General features: G+C 68.6%; 17 protein-coding genes. 6 read left to right on the forward strand and 11 right to left on the reverse strand.

The window, feature by feature from the left end:
• Positions 1–86: 86 nt before the first annotated feature.
• Entirely contained in the window at positions 87–734 is a 648-nt protein-coding gene (locus IEY60_RS16445; protein ID WP_189028935.1) for a TetR/AcrR family transcriptional regulator, read from the forward strand.
• A gap of 56 nt (positions 735–790) precedes the next feature.
• On the opposite strand, the gene IEY60_RS16450 is transcribed toward IEY60_RS16445, so the two are convergent.
• From IEY60_RS16450 to IEY60_RS16470, 5 genes are all read right to left on the reverse strand, one after another.
• The gene (locus IEY60_RS16450; RefSeq protein ID WP_189028937.1) at positions 791–1093 is read right to left on the reverse strand and encodes an NfeD family protein; all 303 of its coding nucleotides are present in this window, start codon (positions 1091–1093) and stop codon (positions 791–793) included.
• A gap of 76 nt (positions 1094–1169) precedes the next feature.
• Positions 1170–1703 carry a DUF4334 domain-containing protein gene (locus IEY60_RS16455; RefSeq protein WP_189028939.1) on the reverse strand — a complete coding sequence of 178 codons (534 nt, stop codon included), beginning with the start codon at positions 1701–1703 and terminating at the stop codon, positions 1170–1172.
• 20 nt (positions 1704–1723) lie between these two features.
• Positions 1724–3388 (reverse strand): GMC oxidoreductase, encoded by a 1665-nt coding sequence (locus IEY60_RS16460; RefSeq protein ID WP_189028941.1) that lies wholly within the window; start codon positions 3386–3388, stop codon positions 1724–1726.
• On the reverse strand, positions 3385–4833 hold the full coding sequence (locus IEY60_RS16465) for a flavin-containing monooxygenase (RefSeq protein WP_189028943.1): 1449 nt from the start codon (positions 4831–4833) through the stop codon (positions 3385–3387). Before IEY60_RS16465 ends, IEY60_RS16460 begins: the two co-directional genes overlap by 4 nt.
• Complete coding sequence (locus IEY60_RS16470) at positions 4830–5630, reverse strand: alpha/beta fold hydrolase (RefSeq protein ID WP_189028945.1); 801 nt, start codon at positions 5628–5630, stop codon at positions 4830–4832. The genes IEY60_RS16465 and IEY60_RS16470 overlap by 4 nt, the downstream gene beginning before the upstream one ends.
• A 141-nt stretch (positions 5631–5771) precedes the next feature.
• Here IEY60_RS16470 and IEY60_RS16475 point away from each other — a divergent pair, with 141 nt between their 5' ends.
• Complete coding sequence (locus IEY60_RS16475; protein ID WP_189028947.1) at positions 5772–6431, forward strand: TetR/AcrR family transcriptional regulator; 660 nt, start codon at positions 5772–5774, stop codon at positions 6429–6431.
• A gap of 12 nt (positions 6432–6443) precedes the next feature.
• Here the strand turns inward: IEY60_RS16475 and IEY60_RS16480 are convergent, their stop codons facing one another.
• Genes IEY60_RS16480 through IEY60_RS16490 form a run of 3 tightly spaced genes read right to left on the reverse strand, consistent with a single transcriptional unit; the run spans position 6444 to position 8672 of the window.
• Positions 6444–7082, reverse strand: a complete 639-nt coding sequence (locus tag IEY60_RS16480) for a TetR/AcrR family transcriptional regulator (RefSeq protein WP_189028949.1) — start codon at positions 7080–7082, stop codon at positions 6444–6446.
• Between the two features lie 31 nt (positions 7083–7113).
• Positions 7114–8202, reverse strand: a complete 1089-nt coding sequence (locus IEY60_RS16485; protein WP_189028951.1) for an NAD(P)-dependent alcohol dehydrogenase — start codon at positions 8200–8202, stop codon at positions 7114–7116.
• Positions 8202–8672 (reverse strand): DUF4334 domain-containing protein, encoded by a 471-nt coding sequence (locus tag IEY60_RS16490; RefSeq protein WP_189028953.1) that lies wholly within the window; start codon positions 8670–8672, stop codon positions 8202–8204. The genes IEY60_RS16485 and IEY60_RS16490 overlap by 1 nt, the downstream gene beginning before the upstream one ends.
• 92 nt (positions 8673–8764) lie before the next feature.
• On the opposite strand from IEY60_RS16490, the gene IEY60_RS16495 reads away from it, so the two are divergent.
• Together IEY60_RS16495 and IEY60_RS16500 are read left to right on the forward strand one after the other, a co-directional pair.
• A complete protein-coding gene (locus IEY60_RS16495; protein WP_189028955.1) occupies positions 8765–9328 on the forward strand; it encodes a TetR family transcriptional regulator in 564 nt (187 codons plus the stop codon).
• 36 nt (positions 9329–9364) lie between these two features.
• A complete protein-coding gene (locus IEY60_RS16500; protein WP_189028957.1) occupies positions 9365–9973 on the forward strand; it encodes a GDSL-type esterase/lipase family protein in 609 nt (202 codons plus the stop codon).
• A gap of 2 nt (positions 9974–9975) precedes the next feature.
• Here the strand turns inward: IEY60_RS16500 and IEY60_RS16505 are convergent, their stop codons facing one another.
• On the reverse strand, positions 9976–10647 hold the full coding sequence (locus IEY60_RS16505) for a TetR/AcrR family transcriptional regulator (protein WP_189028959.1): 672 nt from the start codon (positions 10645–10647) through the stop codon (positions 9976–9978).
• A 118-nt stretch (positions 10648–10765) separates the two neighbouring features.
• Here IEY60_RS16505 and IEY60_RS16510 point away from each other — a divergent pair, with 118 nt between their 5' ends.
• Positions 10766–11692 (forward strand): oxygenase MpaB family protein, encoded by a 927-nt coding sequence (locus IEY60_RS16510; RefSeq protein ID WP_189028961.1) that lies wholly within the window; start codon positions 10766–10768, stop codon positions 11690–11692.
• Between the two features lie 97 nt (positions 11693–11789).
• Entirely contained in the window at positions 11790–13214 is a 1425-nt protein-coding gene (locus tag IEY60_RS16515; RefSeq protein ID WP_189028964.1) for an NAD(P)/FAD-dependent oxidoreductase, read from the forward strand.
• On the opposite strand, the gene car is transcribed toward IEY60_RS16515, so the two are convergent.
• Both car and IEY60_RS16525 read right to left on the reverse strand, forming a co-directional pair.
• On the reverse strand, positions 13171–16674 hold the full coding sequence (gene car / locus IEY60_RS16520) for a carboxylic acid reductase (RefSeq protein ID WP_189028966.1): 3504 nt from the start codon (positions 16672–16674) through the stop codon (positions 13171–13173). The two genes, IEY60_RS16515 and car, sit on opposite strands and share 44 nt — an antisense overlap.
• Positions 16671–18197 carry a carboxylesterase/lipase family protein gene (locus IEY60_RS16525; protein WP_189028968.1) on the reverse strand — a complete coding sequence of 509 codons (1527 nt, stop codon included), beginning with the start codon at positions 18195–18197 and terminating at the stop codon, positions 16671–16673. The genes car and IEY60_RS16525 overlap by 4 nt, the downstream gene beginning before the upstream one ends.
• Positions 18198–18204: the final 7 nt, after the last annotated feature.

An 18204-nucleotide genomic window follows, 5' to 3' on the forward strand; every position in this document is an offset into this window, starting at 1 on the left:
GGTGACAACCAGGCACTTCTTACACTTGTAAGGCTGACTTACGCATGTAAGCTTGTCAACACTGTTCCCACACCATGGAGCCGCCGATGACCTCCCGACCACCCCTGAGCCGAACGCGCGTGCTCGACGCCGCCATCCGGGTAGCCGATCGCGGCGGCGTCGAAGCGATCACGATGCGACGGGTGGCTCAGGAGCTGGGCGTCGAGGCGATGTCGCTGTACCACCATGTCCCGAACAAGGACGCGATTCTCGACGGCGTGGTCGACGCGGTGTTCTCGGCAATCGACCTGCCCGACCCCGACTGCACCGACTGGCGTGACGCGATCCGCGTCCGCGCCACCTCCGCGCGCACGGTCCTGTCCCAGCACACCTGGGCGCTGGGCCTGATGGACTCACGCCGCAACCCCGGCCCGGCGACGCTGCGCCACCACGACGCCGTCCTCGGCGTCCTGCGCACCGCCGGGTTCTCGCTGCCGATGGCAGCCCACGCCATCTCACTGATCGACAGCTACATCGGGGGCTACGTCCTGCAGGAGACAGCGCTGCCGATCACCACACCCGACGACGTCGAGGAGGTCGCGGGCGACATCCTCGACAGCCTGCCCACCGGCGAACTGCCCTATCTCACCGAGATGATCGTCGACCACGCCCTGCGACCTGGCTACGACCACACCACCGAATTCGCCTACGGCCTCGACCTGATCCTGGACGCGCTCGAATCCCGCCGGACCTGACACACGACTATCGCCCGGGCAGACGGTGCTGCCCGGGCGAGGACCAGCCGGTCACCTCAGTGGCCGCCCGGGTCACTCAGGTGCAGTCCCTCACCGAGCTTGATACGGCGATGTTCCGCGAGCACGATCATCACTCCCGACAGCAAGCACACGCCGCAGATCAGGCCTGCGATCACTGCCCACCCGACGAAGCCGGAGCCCGCGGCGGTCAGCGTCGCGGCGAGAAAGACGATGCCGACACCGATGAGGAACAGTCCGGGCCAGTTGAGCGAGTCCTGGATGGACTCACCCGCGTGGGAACGGAACGTGCGCTCGGTATCGGGGAACTTGTGTACATGCGGATCGTGGTGTGTAGCCATGGCCTGCCGTCCTTTCGACCAGCCGTTCCATATCTCATGAGTACTCCCGATCCCGGCGATGCACCACCCCTGACCGTCAGTCGCGGGCCAGGACGAAGAAGTACGGCTCCGGCATGTCACGGAAGTCCATCAAACCGAGCACGGTGTCGTCGTCGACCCGGCGGAACACATCGATGATCGGCAGGTGGTCGTAGACCATCGCCGCCGTCACGACTCCACGATGCTCCACCCCGCGCAATCGTGCCCGGTACCTGCGCGTGCGCAGCGCGGGCTCGAGCACCCCGAGCAGACCGCGCACCCGCTCGACGAGCGCGTGCGGCACCTTGTCGGCGATCCCCAGTGGCACCCTTTTCGGGTCGACGGCGAAGATTTCACCCGCGGGGTCACGGAACAGCAGCGGATGGACACTGTCGAGGCCGTCGAACTGTTTGCCGTACCAGCCCGACGCCGCGAGCAGCCCGTCGAGCGGGTGGCCGGTGGCCAGTTCACGCCCGTGCCAGCGGCCGGTGAGCTCGGTCGCAGGCACGGGCGGGAGGCTGTCGAACAATGCCAGCGCCGCGTCCCGGCCACAGGCCGGTTCGAGGAGGGCGAGTTGAGCGGTGGCGGTCATGAATTCCTCTTTCGGAAACGTCAGGCGGGCAGGCGCAGCGCGCCGGGCGCCGACGCGGGCACCGCGGGCTGGGCAGGGGCGACCGGGCTGATCCGCTGGTAGGGATCCCCCAGGTCCGGTCGCGGATCAGCCTCGCCCTTGTTGGGCCAGAACGCCATCGCCCGTTCCGCCTGCGCGGTGATGGTGAGCGAGGGGTTCACGCCGAGATTCGCGGTGATGGCGCTACCGTCGGCGACGTGCAGACCCGGGTAGCCGTAGATCCGCTGATACGGGTCGATCACGCCGGTCTCGCGGGAGTCACCGATCGTGCAGCCCCCGATGTAGTGCGCGGTCGCGGGAATGTTGAAGATATCGGTGGCGACGTTGCCGCTGATGCCGTCGATCTCGGCCGCGTACTTGCGGGCGATGTCGTGCGCCAGCGGGATCCACGCCGGATTCGGTTCCCCGCTGCCCTGTTTGGTGACCAGTCTGCGCCCCTTCAGATACGAGGTGAGCGAGTTGTCCAGCGACTGCATGACGAGCAGGATCACCGACCGGTCCGAGGCGCCGTGCGCGTTCTGCGAGCGCAGGAACTGCAGCGGATGCAACAGGATCGTCAGCAGCAGCCGCAGGAACCGGAACGCTCCGCCGTCGACCATCGGCACCGTCTGCAGGAACAGCGCGTTCTGCCCCGACCCGTAGGTGCACACCTCCACATGGGTCTGCGGTTCGGGGTGGATGGAGGAGGTGATCGCCACGCCCTGGGCGAAGTCCTTGCGGGACTTGCTGGTGACGCCGATGATCGCCTCGGAATTGCTGCGGGTCAGCTCACCCACGCGCGGCGACAGCTGCGGCAGGGTGCCGTCGGCGCGCAGCTTGTGCAGCAGCTTCTGGGTGCCGAGCGCGGCCGCGGCGAACACCACCTGCCCGGCGGTGAACGTGCGCCGCTCCTTGCGCAGCCAGCCGTTGGACGCGACGGTCTCGACCCGGTACCCGCCCGCACCGTCGGGCGCCACCGAGGTGACCGTGGTCAGCGGATGTACCTGCGCGCCACGGCTTTCCGCGAGATGCAGATAGTTGACCGTAGTCGTGTTCTTCGCGTTGTGCTTGCAGCCGGTGAAACAATCCGAGCAGTGGATGCAACCGGCACGGCGCGGTCCGGCGCCACCGAAGTAGGGGTCGTCGACTTCGGTGCCCTCGTTGCCCTCGTTGAAGAAGACCCCGACCTGGGTGCGATGGAAGGTGTCGGCGACGTTCAGCCCACGCGCGACGTCCAGCAGCACTTCGTCTTTCGGGCCGAGCCGCGGGTTCTCGACGACGCCGAGCATCCGCTTGGCCTGGTCGTAGTACGGCGCCAGCTCGGTCTTCCAGTCGGTGATGTGCGCCCACGCGCGGTCGCGATAGAACTCCGGCAGCGGCTCGTAGAGCGTGTTGCCGTAGATCAGCGAACCACCGCCGACACCGGAACCGCTGAACACCAGGCACTTGCCGAGCACGCTGATCCGCTGCGGCCCGGTCAGCCCGAGGCGCGGCGCCCAGATGGCCTTGGGGATGTTCCAGTTGGTCTTCGGGTAGTCCTCGGCGTTCCAGCGTCTGCCGGATTCGAGAACACCTACCCGGTAACCCTTTTCGGTCAGGCGCAGCGCGGTCACGCTGCCGCCGAATCCGGAGCCGACGACGATCACGTCGTAGTCGTACGCAGTCATGCAGAGATCACCTCGTAGTCGGCAGGGTCGAACCGCGCCTGCTTCTTGTATTGGAATCCGAGCAGTGGCCAGTTGGTGGTGATCCGGCCGTCGGCCTGCCGGTACCAGGACGTGCACTGGCTCCACACACTGCCCGACAGCCGTGCCTGGATCTGCGCGTCGTAGGCCTGTTCCACCTCCCGGCGCACCGTCAGCGGTTTCCCGGTCGCGGCGAGATGGGCGACGTAGTCGCCGAGGTATGCGGCCTGCGCCTCGAGGAAGTAGATGATCGAACCGCCGCCGGTATTGGTGTTGGGCCCGTACATGATGAACAGGTTCGGGAACCGCGGCACCGTCATGCCGTAATAGGCGTGCGCCCCGGTTTTCCACTCCTGCTCCAACGGGTGACCTTCCGCGCCGGTGATCGTCATCGGCGCCAGGAATTCGGTCGTCTTGAACCCGGTGCCCCAGATGATGACGTCGACATCGTGTTCGCGTCCGTCGGCGGTGCGCACCCCCGCCGAGGTGATCCCGGTGATCTTCTCCCCGGTGACCTCCACATTCGGCGCGGCCAGCGCGGGCAGATAGTCGTCGGAGAACAGGATTCGCTTGCAGCCGATCGGATAGTCGGGCCACACCTGCTCGAACAGGCCGGGCTTGGCCTTGGTCTGCCTGCGCATGTGCTGCCTGGACATCGACTTGACCATGGCGGCAAGCGGTTTGGCATACACCCAGGCGATGCTCAGACCCTCGGTCACGCCGTACCAGGTGCCGCGTTCGGCGAGCGCGGTCACCGGCAGTTTCTCGAACACCCGATGGTGCAACGCGGAGAACTCACGGTCCGGGCGCGGGATGATGTAGGGCGCGCTGCGCTGGAAGACGGTCAGCTTCGCGACCTCGGGCTGGATCTCGGGAACGAACTGGACCGCACTCGCCCCGGTTCCGATCACCGCGACCCGCTTGCCCGTCAGGTCGACGTCGTGATTCCACTCGGCGGAGTGGAAACTGTCTCCCGCGAAGGAGTCCCGGCCCTCGATGGCCGGCAGCGCGGGCCGCGAGAGCTGGCCGACCGCCGACACCACGACGTCGACGACCACGCTGTCGCCGGTGCTCAACCGCACGGTCCACTTGCCGGTCGCGTCGTCGTACTCCGCGGCGGTGACCTCGGTGCCGAAGCGGATGTGGCGGCGCACATCGTATTTGTCGGTGACGTTGCGGATGTAGTCCAGAATCGCCGGTTGCCGCGAGAACCGGTGCGGCCAGCGCGGATTCGGTTCGAAGGAGTACGAGTAGAACGGCGAGGGCACGTCACAGGCCGCCCCGGGATAGGTGTTCTCCCGCCAGACGCCGCCGACGTCGTCGGCCTTCTCGAAGACGACGATGTCGTCGAAGCCCCGCTTCTTCAGCGCGATGACAGCGGCCAGCCCGCCGAAACCGCTTCCGATGACCGCGATCGACGGTGTCATGAGGTCCTCCGGTTGTCGAGGATGGTCCGAGTGCACAGCTGCGGGTCGTCACTGAACGGCAGATGACCGCAGCCGGGGAGATCCAGGTGCCGGGCGAACGGCAGGACTTCTCGCGCGCGAGCGCTCTGGGTGCGATGGATGAGCACCACGTCGCGGGTACCCCAGGCGATCGTCACCGGGATATCGCGCAGCGCCCCTGGGTCGTCGTCGGGATCGAGAACGTAGGTGGCGAAGTCGTCACGCGCGTCGGTGAACGAGCTCGCGCCCGCCAGGCCTGCCAGCGCGACGCGCGCGGCGTCGGGATCCACGCGCGTCGGGCGCCCGAACATGACCGACAGCAGCGCGGCCCGGCCGAGGCGATGCTCGACCGCGCGATCGAGCCCCGGACCCGCCGACCGCGCCACGGTGCGCATCGCGGTCAGCGAGCCCTGCACCCAGCGCAGGCCCGGCTTGCCGTAGAAGCCGACGGGCGAGAACGCGGTGACGGCGGAAGCGACGCCGGTGCGGCCCAGTTCGATGCCGATACCACCGCCCATCGAGCTACCGACGACGTGCGGCCGTCGAATCTCGTTGTCGCTGAACCATTGCGTCAGCCAGCTCGCGTACCCGCGTGGTCCGGGCCGGATGCCGGGCAGCGGCGGTGAGGCGCCGAAGCCGGGGAGGTCGACGGCGATCACCTCGTGCTGTTCGGCCAGCAGGTCGATGACCGGCGCGAAGATCTGCCAGCGGCTGCCGAGCCCGTGCACGAGCACGATCGGCGAGCCGGTGCCCCGGCGAACATGAGAGATCTGCGTCATCGCAGCCCTTCATCCAGAAGAAACAGTTACTGCGTACGGTTTGTTGATTGCACCAGGTCATCGCTGCTGCGTCAATAGGCAATCGGACAACAAGACGCGTGGGATCGCCAATCTTTACCGTCACGGCGTACGATTTCTCGGGTGACCGTGCAACAACCGCGCCGTACCCAGGCGCAACGCCGTGCCTCCACCAGGGCCCTGATCCTCGACTGCACCGCGCAATGCCTGCTCGAACGCGGCTACGCGGCGACCACCGTCAGCGCCGTCCAGGAACGCGCCGGCCTCGCGCGCGGCACCGTGCAGCACCATTTCCCCACCCGCACCGAACTGCTCATCGCGGCCACCACCCGCGTCGTCGACCTGCGGCTCGAACAGTTCCGCCGCGAGGCCGAACTCCTGCCACCGGGCCGCGACCGGCTGCAATCGGTCGTCGACCTGGCCTGGCGCGACCTCAACAGTCCCGCCTTCTTCACCGCGCTGGACCTGTGGGTCGCCGCACGCACCGACGCCGAACTGCGTGAGCGCCTCGTCCACGAGGAACGGCGGGTATTAGCCGAGATGCGCAGGCTCTACCTCGAAGTCGTCGGCGAACCGTACGCCTCCGATCCGCGCGCCGAGATCCTGGTCGAATTCACCATCGACCTGCTGACCGGCCTGTCCATGACGGCCATGCTCACCGGAACGCTCGGTGAGCGCGAAGCGGTCGTGCGCCGCTGGAAGCGCGCGCTCGCCGTCCTGATCGGCAGGCTGCCCAGCGACGAACTGCTCGACGGCAGCGCACTGCCCGCGGTCGCGAGCTGAGCGGACCCCGGGTCAGCTGATCCCGGACAACCCGTGCCAGCACAGCGCCACCGTCGTCGCCACGGCATCACGCTTGGGAATCGGGCGGCCCGTGTCCAGCCACTGCCGGGCCGCGAGATGGCTGGCCCCGACGACACCGAACGCGCACGTGTACGCCCGCGCATCGTCCATGCCCGCCGCCCGCAGCTCGGCACTGACCAGCATCGCGCACTCGCCGAACGCGTGCCGCGAGCGCCAGCGCACGCTGGGTTCACTGGGCACCGGCGACTCGAAGATCAGGACGTGCCCGTCCGGGTCCTCGTCGACGAAGTCGAAATAGGCCTGCACCGCCCGCCGCACCTTGTCCTCCTGGCCCGTCGCGCCGGCCAGCGCATCGCGGATACCGCGCACCATCCGGTCCAGATGGTGTTGCAGGACAGCGAGATACAGGTCCAGCTTGTTGGCGTAGAGGGTGTAGATGACCGGCTTGCTCATCCCGGCGCGTGCGCTGATCTGATCCATGCTCGCGCCGTGATAGCCGTGCGCGACGAAAACCTCGCGCGCCGCGTTCAGCGCCGCGAGGAGCCGTTCCGCGCGGGCCGCGACAGTGCCGCCGCCGGTGTCGTCGGCGTCGTCCTCGGGGAGCAGGATGTCGCTGTGCAGGACTGTCATGAGACCAGCCCTCCTTCGCAGGGTCGTTCGGTCACCATGTCAGCACCGGTTTCACCACGCGCCCGGCCCGCTGATCGGCCAGCGCGGCACCGATCTCGGTGTGCGGATAGCGGCCGATGAGCCGCTCGACGGGGAACCGGCCGCTCGCGTGCAGGTCGAGCAGGTGCGGAATGAAGGTGGCGGGCACGCTGTCGCCTTCGAGGCACCCCCGAATGGTCTTGCCGCGCAACACGATATCGCTGACATCCACCGGCGGTGCGCCCGCACCGAGACCGACCGCGACCACCGTCGCCCCGGTGGTCAGCGCCGCCACCGCATCCGCCAGGACCGCGGGGACGCCCGTGGTGTCCAGCGCGTGGGTCACCCCACCGCCGGTGAGGTCACGAATCCGCAGCACCGTCGGCCCCTCGGCCGGATCCAGCGCGACCTCGGCGCCCAGCTCGAGCGCGAGTTCGCGCCGGGCAGCCGACGTTTCGACCACCACCACCCGCACCCCGGCCACGGTGCGTGCGGCCAGCAGCGCGGCCATCCCGACCGCGCCCGCACCGTAGACCGCCAGCCAGGCGCCCGATTCGGGACGCAAAGCATTGAGCACCGCGCCGGCGCCGGTCTGGAATCCGCACCCGAACGGCGCGGCCGCCGCCAGGTCGATCGCGGGGTCGATGACGATGGTGTTGTCCTCGGTCGTCAGCGCGTACCCGGCGAAACTCGACTGGCCGAAGAATCCGTCCAGCACCGGGGAGCCGTCGCGCAGTACCCGCGGAGTGTCGTGGGCGCGGCGCCCGAACTGGTTGAGCGCGACCGAGCGATGACAGTACGCGGGGCGACCGGCCAGGCAGGTCGCGCACGCGCCGCAATGCCGGAAGGTCAGCACGACATGATCACCGGGCGAGACAGTGCCGACGCCGGGCCCGACCGCGGCCACCACGCCGGCTCCCTCGTGGCCGAGCAGGATCGGCCGGTCCGCGGCGCCCGCACGCCGGGTCACCAGGTCGGTGTGACAGATCCCGGCGGCGGCGATCCGCACCAGGATCTCCCCGGCCCGGGGTTCGTCGATCTCGACCGGCTCGATCGAGAATGCCGCGGACGGGTCGCGCGAGAGGACCGCCGTTGTCCGCATCAGGACACCCGTTCCAGCAGGAAGTAGAAGTACTCGCCGCGGGACAGCACCAGTTCCGGGCGACCGTTCATGATCCCCATCAGGGTCCGCTCGTCGAGCCACTTGAAGTGGTCGAACACGGCGCGACCGTCGTAGACCATCGTCGCGGTGACCTCACCGCGGAACTCGATATTCCACAGCGTCGCCTCGCCCTGTCCCAGTTCGACATTCGAGAACAGGGTGCCGTCCTCGGCGCGGCAGATCAGCGGTTTGGCATCGTCGAGGGCCAGGAAGGTCTTGCCGTACCAGCGGCTGGCGGGCAGCGCACGGCACAGCGGGTGCCCGGTCTGGAACGCCCCGCCGCGCCACTCGCCGAGGATGTCCTCGGCGCGGGCAGGCCGTAGCCGGGTCCAGAGCGCGTCCAGTTCCGCGGTGGAGACGCCGTCGGTCTCGTCCCGCAGTTGCTGCCAGCGTGGCTTGTCCGCGCTCATGGTGTCCTCGTCTCGCCGTTTTCAGAACCATCCGGTTCCAGAACGGACCATAGTTCCGAACCAGATGGTTCGGCAAGAGGTACGATCCGATCATGCGGGCAGCGGGTGAGGCGACCAGGGAACGAATACTCGCCGCAGCGAAGGCCGAGTTCGCCGAATTCGGCATCGCCGGAGCCAGGATCAACCGCATCGCGGCCGCCGCCAACGCCAGCAAAGACCGGCTCTACGCCTACTTCCCCGGCAAGAACGAGCTCTACGCGGCCGTCACCGAGCGCTGGACCAGCCACACAGCCGTCGAAACCGCTCTCAGCGCCGACGACCTGCCCGCCTACGTCGGCCGCCTCTTCGACCATTTCATCGCCCACCCCGACAACGCGCGCCTGCAGGCCTGGGCCGATCTCGAACCGGCGGGCGCCTTCTTCGGCGCGATCCTGCGCGACACCATCGACGCGAAACTCACCGAACTGCGCCGTGGACAACGCGAAGGCCTGATCACCACCGACATCCCGGCGCCGATCCTGCTCCGCATGCTGTCCGACCTGGCCCGCACCAACGCGATGCAGGCCAGGTTCGCCGCCGAGAAGGGCGACAGCGACCAACTGGCGACACGCCGCGCGGCCACTGTCTGCGCCGCCACCCGCATCGTCGCTCCGTGATCGAGCACAGTCTTCGCGTCCTCGTACTGTCGTCCGGTGAACGAAAACCTGCGCATCTTCTTTTTCGGCGATTCCTTCGTCCAAGGCATCGGTGATCCCGAGTTCCGGGGCTGGGTCGGGCGCGTCCTCGCCGAAACCGGTAGGGGGATCACGGCATTCAACCTCGGGATCCGCCGCAACACCTCCGACGATGTCCTGCGACGCTGCTGGACCGAGATCGAACCCCGCCTGGCGCCCGATGCCGATCACCGGCTGGTCGTGTCCTTCGGCAGCAACGACGCGGTGGAGGAGAACGGTGTGGTCCGGGTCGATCCGGACCGCTGCCTGGACAATCTCGCGACCATCCTGGACGGGGCACGGCAGCGCGCGATCGCACCGCTGATCGTCGGCCCGCCGCCGGTGGTCGACGCGGGCGAACCCCACCTGCGCAGGACGACCGCGCTCGCCGAACGCATGGCGGCCCTGTGCGACACCCACGACGTGCCGTTCATCGCCACGACAACGACGTTGGCCGAGGACCCGATCTGGCGGGCCGAGGTGCTGGCCGGCGACGGCGCCCATCCGGCCGGCGGCGGCTACCGGCGACTGGCCGAGATCGTCCTGGCCGACCGGTGGCACGACTGGATCGCCCAGCCACGCCGGTGACCTCAGTGCGCGGGCGTCGCGCGGGGGCTTTCGGTGCGCGGGACCTGGAGTAGCTGCCGGGCGATGAGGTCGGTGAGGTGTTCGCGCGTGGTGTCGAATTCCCCGCGCATCCACGCCGCCACCAGCTCGAGGGTGCCACTGACCACGACGTAGGCATTCATCGCCGAGTCGAGCACGTCGTCCGAGGAATCCGGGAGGAGTTCCCTGGCGACCGCGGCCATCGCCGCGGCGATCGAGTGCTGGGTGGACAGCCGCGCGGCTTGCAGCGCTTCGGTGCTGTGGGCGGTCAGCAGCAGCGCGTGCCTGCGGGGGTCGGCGATCAGGAACCCCAGCGCGGCGTCGGCGGCGGCATGGACCTGACTGTGGATATCGGGGGCCGCCGCGTGGGTAGCCGCGACGACGGTGGCGATGCCTTCGGCGGTGAGCTCGTCGACCAGCGCCGACAGCAGGGTGTCGCGGTCGGCGAACTGCTCGTAGAAGTAACGGTCGTTGAGACGCGCGTGGGTGCAGACCGCCCGCTTGGTCACCGCGGGCGCGCCACCCTCGGCAAGCAGGTCGAGCGCCGCGTCGAACAGTGCGGCACGACGCCGGGATCGCCGCTCGTCGGCGGCCACCCCCGCGTAGGCGCGCGGCGTGGTCGTGCTGTCGGAGTGCTCACCCATGCTCTTGACCATCTCACAATTTTGGTGCACTCTGACACCACACGAGTTTCTGGTGTCGCACGGCACCAGATTGGCGCCAAGGCGTCGACCGGGCTCGCATGTCCTCGACGCTGGAACAAAGGAGTTCCCGATGACCTGTCCCGTGCCACACATCACCGAATCCACGGCACCCGAACACCTCTCCGGTGCCGTCGCACGATTCGAGCGAGTGGGCGGATCGGTGCTGTTCGGCCTGTTCGCGGTAGGCCTGTTCGACCAGCCGATGCTGCCGCCGGTCTCGGCCGCACTGGAAGCCACCGGCCGTTCGCGGAATCAGCCGTGGGCACGCGCGGTCCGCACCGCCGCCGCCGACCAGCTGATCTACCACGGCGAAGACCCCGAACGCGCCGCCGAGGCACACCGGCTCATGGTGCTGCACCGCGACGTCAAAGGCATCGGCCCGGACGGCGAACGGTATTCCGCGCTCAACCCGCAGGCATGGAACTGGATCCTCTACTCGGCGTTCTTCGTCCAGCGCGGCGCCTACATCGCCCTCACCGGCACCGAACCCACCCCTGCCGAGAACCAGGCGATCTGGGACCACTACCGGCACAAGACCGACGGATTGCACCTGCCCGGCAAGTCCCGGCCGATCGAGGACTACACCGAACTGGTCGCCCACTACGAGCGCATGGCCGCCGACGAACTCCGCGCCACCCCCGCACTCGCCGCCGCCACCGACTCGGTCCGGCAGGCGCCGCTACCGGACTTCTTCCCCGCCGTGGCAGGCCCGCTGTGGCGGCTGAGCTCCCCGATACTCAGCCATGTGGTGATGGTGCTCGGCTGCGGCATCATGCATCCCGACGTGCGCGCCCGCATGCCCATCACCTGGACCCGCCGCCACGACCGCGAATTCGCGGCGATCACCGCCGTGCTGCGCGTCGCTTTCGACCGGCTGCCCACCTCGGTCACCGATTCCCCGATGGCACGAAACCGGCGCAAGTACCGCAAGCTGGTGGCGCAGTATCGCGAGGTCGGACTGACCTCGTTCGCGCCCGAGCCCGCCGTCAGGTCGTGAGCGGCAGGGCCGAATCAGGCCCTGTTGACAGCATCTGACCACCACCGGATCATCTTCTTGGACATTTGTCCGAGACTCGATGCCCGAGGCGGTACCCATGCTCGATTCCCCCGTCACCTCGGTCGAACAGGCCGACGTCGTCGTAGTCGGCGCCCGCTGCGCCGGCTCAGCGACGGCCGTGACGCTGGCACGAGCTGGTCACCGGGTCGTCGTCCTCGACGCCGCTCCCCTACCGTCGGACACGCTGTCCACGCACCTGCTGTGGCCGGCCGGGCTCGCCGAATTGCGGCGACTCGGTGTGCTCGCCGAGGTCGAGGCACTCGACGCGCCCCGGCTGACCCGGGCCTACGCCGACGGCGCCGGGTACGGCATCGAATCGCCGTTTCCCGCCGTCGACGGGATCGACTACGCGATGTGCGTGCGGCGCACCGGCCTCGACGGCGTCCTCGCACGGGCCGCGATCGAGGCCGGTGCCGACGTCCGGCCGCGATGCCGGGTCACCTCCATCGTCTGGGCGCAGAACCGGTGTGCCGGTGTGCGATACACCGATCGGTCCGGTGCCGTCGTCGAGATCAGGGCAGCGCTGGTCGTCGGCGCGGACGGCCGCCACAGCACCGTCGCTCGCTCGGTCGGCGCCGACCAGCCTTTCCTCACCACGCCCAGCGGACGCGACTGCTACTACGCGTACTGGCGTGACACCACCGGCAACCCACGCCACACCGCCGCCCAATGGCGCCACGGCGCCGACCTCGGCACCGCGTTCCCCTGCGACGACGGCCTCGTCCTGAGCCTCGTGCAACCACCCGCGGTACCGGGCCGATCAGGACCGGGCGAAGCCGAACGACGCTATACCGAAGCGGTGGACCGGATTCCGGCGCTGGCCGCCCGGCTGCGCGGATGCGAACGTGTCGGCCGGGTCCGCGCGGCCACCGGCATCGCCTCCTACTTCCGGCGATCCGCGGGCCCCGGCTGGGCGCTGCCGGGCGACGCAGGCCACTTCAAAGATCCCGTCACCGCGCAGGGCATCCGCGACGCCCTGCACTACGGCCGACTACTCGCCGAAGCCGTCACCGCCGTCATCGACGACCCACGCGCACTGGACCGGTCACTGCTGGAATGGGAGCGACGGCGCATCGTCGAATGCCGCGACATCTTCCATTGGACCAACCGGCTCGCACGCGGAGAAGCCATGCGCCCCTTGGAGATCGCGTTGTATCGCAGCGCCGCCACCGACCCGGAACTGGCCCGCATCACCACCGGCATCTTCTCCCGCACCCGCAGACCCGCCGAGCTGTACACCCCCTCACGCGCCGCACGGCTGGTCGTCGACGCGGTGCGCGACCAGCGCGCGAACACCCGTGCCGTGCTCCTCGACCTTGCCCTGGAGATCCGCACGGGCGCCCGCAACTGGTTCACGGATCGAACTGCTTTGCGCGGCAACACGCCGCCCCTGCCGCCCCCCACACGCGTCCGGCGACCTACCCCGACTGTTCCCGAAAGTCGAGCAACCCGAGGCCGGTGAGGTCGCTGACATACTTCTCGATCAATTCCGGACCCAGGTGCGGAATATCGTGATCGGCCCCGATCCGTGCCGCCCGCACCGCCGCCCGGAAACCGTCGGCAGGCAACGCCGAACCGGGCAGCGGCCGGCCAGGACGCCGATGCGCGTGCAGCAGCGGAAGCAAGGTGTGTTTGCGCTGTTCCTCGGGCAGTGCCCGCAAGGCGGTCTCGAAGCGAGCGAACCATTCGCCGTAGTCCTCGATGCGGTCCACCCGATAACCCGCCTCGATCAGCCAGTCCACGAACACATCGAGCGAAATCCCGTCGTCGTGCGGGTTGACGACATCGTAGGTGCGATATCCGTCGGTCGCCGCCGCACCGAGCCCGGTGACCGCAGCGGCGACGAAATCGGCGGGCAGCCCGTCATAGTGTGCGCGCTGCCGCCGACCACGGGAATCGGTGACGTAGAACGACATCGGCGCGACACCGGTCACCAGCACGCTCAGCAGCAAGCGCGTGAACACATCGGGCACATTCAGCTGACCCGGATAGACGCTGTGCGCCAGGATCATGTCCGAACGGAACACCGCCACCGGCAACCCGAAACGGTCCGACGCCTCCCGCAGCAACACCTCCCCCGCCCACTTGCTGTTGCCATATCCGTTGGCGTAGGTCTGGTCGAGGCGGCGCACGGGACTCATGATCCGCACGTCACCGTCCTCGGCGAAAGACTCCCCCTGCGCCGCGACCGCCACCGTCGACAAATAGCTCACCGGCTTGCGCGTAGCCGTCAACGCGAGCCGGATGACCTCCGCGGTCCCGACCACATTCGGGCCGAACAGATGCGCATAGGGCAGAACATGATTCACCAATGCCGCCGAGTGCACGATCAGGTCGACATCCTCGGCCAAGGGCTGCCAACTCGACGAGTCGAGACCGAAATTCGGTTCCCCGATATCGCCGGGCAGCACCTCCAGCCCGCCCGCCGCGAGCGCACGGAAACGCTCACCCAGGTCCCTGTCGGTATCGAAGGCCGCATCGAGTCGCGCGCGGGCGGCAGTGGCATCGCCGCCCCTGACCACACAGATCACCCGACCGCCGACCGGCGCCAGCCGTTCAAGCCAGGTCAGCAGGAGAAACCGGCCGAGATAGCCGTTCGCGCCGGTGATCAGCACCGTGTTCGCCGGTGCCGTCGCCGCCGGAATGCCCGGCGCCGCGGCCAACGTCGCGGCGTCGATGAACTGTGCCAAGGTCAGGTCTTCCGCACGGATCGACGTCGCGTGCGCGCCGTGCACCGCGTCGCTGTCGACTCTGCGCGTGCCCGGTTCGCGTTCCCGACGGACGTAATCGGCGATCCGGGCCAGGTCGCTGTCCGGTCCGAGCAGAACATTCACTGGAACGTCGACGTCGAGAAGTTCCCGCAGCAACGTCGAATACGACAGGGCTGCCAGCGAATCCCCACCCAGGTCACCGAACCGCGCATCCGGGCGCAGATCCGACGCCGCGCAGCCCAGCACCGCCCGCGCGGCCCGAGCGACCGTGTCGAACAGCGGCAGGCCCGCAGCGTCGCGGCGCAAACTCGCCAGCTCCGCCTCCTGGTCCCGCACCACCTCGTCGTACAGCGCCTCCAGGCGCTCACCGTAGTGCTGCTTCAGCTTGGGCCGCAACAACTTCCCGACACCGGACAGCAGACCGTTGGCGATCGAGAACGGTTCGGGCTCGATCAGGAAGTCACGCGGGATCTCGTACGGCTCCAGCTCCGCGACGGCGGCGGCACGCTGCAACGACGCACCCACCGCCGCCCGCAACTCGTCGGCCGGTCCGGCCAGTGCCGCCTCGGTCGGCACGACAACAGCCAGCAGATACGCCCGCTCGCTGCTGCCGTACACATAGATCTGGCGTATCAGGTCGGCACCGGCGAAGATCGCCTCCAGCCGCGACACCGTCACGAACTCGCCCTGCGACAGCTTCAGCACGTTGTTGCGGCGATCCACATAGGCCAGCCGGTCCGGTGCCAGCTCGGCGACCACATCCCCGGTACGGCAGAAACCGTCCTCGTCGAACACCTGGGCGGTGACCTCGGGTCGCCGGTAATAGCCCGCGATCATGGTCGTCGTCTTCAACAGCAGCTCACCACGCGGATAGGGCTTGTCGGTGCGGAAATAGCCGAGCTCCGGCACATCGACGAGCTTGTAGTCCAGCACCGGCGGCCGCATCACCTTGGTATCGAAGATGACGCCCCCACCGGTCTCGGTGGAGCCATACCCGTCGTGCAGCCGCAACTGCAGCACCGACTCCACGAAACCGCGCAGATCCGGCGCGATCGGCGCGCTCCCGCACAACACCGTCATCAGACGGCCACCCAGCAACTGTTCGCGCAGTTCGGTTTTCACCACGTCGCCGAGCGCGTCCAGATCCACGCCGGGCCGCGAACGCCGATCGACCTCGCGCCGGTAGCGCTGCAGGATCATCTCGCACACCCGCGGCACCAGGAAGATCTCCGTCGGCCGCACCAGTTCGATGTCCTCGAACAGGGTCGACATATCCGCTACCGCAGCGAAATACGCGGTCCCACCGCGGGCAAGCACACCGTTGAGAGTCAGCCGGGCGGCGATATGACTCATGGGCAGGAAATTGAGATTGATGACGGCATTCGGACGGGCATGCTGCCACCCCGCCGCGACGAGGCGATGGGTGTACATCGCGCCCTTGGGTGTGCCGGTGCTGCCGGAGGTGTAGATCAGCATCGCCAGCGGATCCTCGCCCGCCGCAGGCACCGTCAGTGGTGCGGGATCGAGCGTCCGGCCGCGGTCGACCGTCTCGTCGATGGTGTGGAGCGCGACCGTGGAGCCTGCCGTGCGCAGCCGAGCGCGAGCCGCGGCGAGTGCGTCGCGGTGATCATCGTCGTCGGCATGATGATCGAACACCAGCAGCGTGCACGGTGACGCACCGGCGAGAACAGCATCGACCGCGATCGACAGATGCGCGGTGTCCACCGCGAACACCCGCGGCCCCGTCTCGTCCAGGATCGAGCGCAGTTGCGACAGACCCGCACCCGCCTGCAACGGAACAGCCACCGCACTCAGATGGATCGTCGCCAGATCGAGCACGGTGTAGTCGGCGCCGGTGAAACCGAGGGTCGCGACGAAGTCGTCCGCCGCGACACCGTCGGCGTGCCAGGCAGCAGCGAGAGCGCGGGCCCGCTCCCACACCTCGCGGTAGGTCAGCAGTTCGAACTCCGGCAGCAGTCGCCGCGTCGCGCGCCCGCCCGCCGACACCAGTTCGGTGCGCCGGACTCCCAGCGCGGGCCGGTCCGCGTACGCCGTCATCACCGTCGAAACGATCTCGGTCAGTGGGAGACCGGGCGTGGTGACGGCCGCGTAGACGCCCTCGTCGGGTGCCGCCGCGCGGATCTGCGCGTCTTCGGCGTAGAGCGTCCTGATGCGGTGAGCCAGCTGACCGGCGTCGAGATCGACGGTCATGCCTCGGTCTTCCGATCCGCGGCACCCGGCAGCGCGATCCGAACACCCTGCCACGCTTCCCGTTGCGCGGCATCAGGGTCGATCAGCACGCGGGACGGATGGTCGATGATGCAGGTCGCCCTACGCTCGGCCGTGTATGGCGTCCAGGGCGGCAGAGGTCGGCCCGTCCGGGCGAAACTCAGCCAGTTGTCCTGAACCAGATTCTGCACGGACCGGAACGCGCGCCGCCCACCCGCCGACGTCATCGCCCGGCCGACCGGGGTGTCGACCCATCCGAACACCGGAACCAGGTCGAGCGCGTGGGTCGCACCGAAACCGGCCAGCCGCACCGCGCGCGGCGCGAAGTCGAAGCGATAGGCATACGTCGGCGCGAACCTGCTGTGGCCCTCCAGCACGGCCAGTGTCGGACGCCAGAACATGAAATCACCACCGATCCGCACCGCGGTCCTTGCCGCGGGATAGCCGGGGTAGCTCCTGATCACGCGCTGCTCGGCGCCGGGCTCGCAGCGCCCGAAGATCGTCGTCAGCTGCTCGGGAGTATGCGGGACCGACTTCGCGAACCGCTGGAACAGCGTCGCCTCGTCCCGGTTGGTGCCGATGATCAGCGGCACCGGACGCGCACGGCCCGCGGTGATCGCATCGATCGGCGCCTCCGGCAGGAAGTCACCGTCGACCACGGGGGAGTAAGCGAAGCTGCCCGGCAGCTCACGCAGGGACCGGCCAAGCGCCCGGTCGGCCGCCCGGCACAACTCACTCGCCTTGGCCGTGGTCAGGACGGTCGCCGCGTCGGCGGGATCGGCTCCGAGCCGTTGCAGGCAACTGCGGGCGAACCGGCGAGCTTCCTCCGGCTGTGCCGTCCAATCCGCCGGTGCGCTCTGGGCGATCGCACGGTGGAACAAGCCACGCGCCGCGGGCGTCGCCAGCAGCGTGATCACCGCGTGCGCACCCGCCGATTCACCGAAGATCGTCACGTTGTCGGGATCACCGCCGAACGCGGCGATATTGCGCTGCACCCACTCGAGTGCAGCTACCTGATCACGCAGGCCCAGATTCGACTCGAACGGCCTTCCCGCCGTGGAGAACTCGCTGAAGTCGACGTAGCCCATCGCCCCGAGCCGGTAGGTCACCGACACCACCACGACATCACCACGCGTCGCCAGCCGCGCACCGGAATACATGCTGGCCGCACCGATGAGGTAGCCGCCGCCGTGAATGAACACCATGACCGGCCGCGGGGTCGTCGACGGCGTCGCGGGAGCGGTCACATTCAGGGTGAGACAGTCCTCGCCGATCGGCTGCCAGGTGCGCGGCCCGGTGCGGGCACCATTGGGATGCTGCGTCGCGGCGAAACCGAACTCCGTCGCCGAACGCACCCCCGCCCATGGTTGCACTGGCTGCGGGGCGCGGAACCTCAGTTCCCCGACGGGCGGGGCCGCATAGGGCAGGGCACGCCAGCTGAGGACTCGACGGCCCGCACGACCGCGCACGACTCCGTCGGCGGTCACGATCTCGGTGGACACCATGTCCTCA

Origin of the sequence: Nocardia rhizosphaerihabitans (assembly GCF_014646295.1) — a bacterium.
Lineage (GTDB): Bacteria > Actinomycetota > Actinomycetes > Mycobacteriales > Mycobacteriaceae > Nocardia > Nocardia rhizosphaerihabitans.